Annotated in this window: 1 protein-coding gene; it reads left to right on the forward strand. The window is 28.5% G+C overall.

The features are described 5' to 3' along the window. Positions 1-242, forward strand: a 242-nt coding sequence (locus PNO30_RS00855; protein ID WP_271986811.1) for a transposase, incomplete at both ends; no start/stop codon positions are given.

Here is a 242-nt window from a genome sequence, read left to right on the forward strand (position 1 = left end):
ATTGATTTTAAATTTATTTATGATTTGACAGAAGAATACTATAGCCACACATCAGGTAGAAATTGTTTAGACCCTGTAGTATTATTCAAATTAGTGTTTTTAAAAGATTTCTATGGAATAAAATCAATGAGAGAAACAATAAAAAGAATAGAAACAGATGCTGCATTTAGATGGTTTTTAGGGATACCATTTTCTAAACCAGTTCCACACTACTCTACATTTTCACAAAACTATATTCGACG

This window comes from Gemella haemolysans (assembly GCF_028308085.1).
GTDB lineage: Bacteria > Bacillota > Bacilli > Staphylococcales > Gemellaceae > Gemella > Gemella haemolysans_D.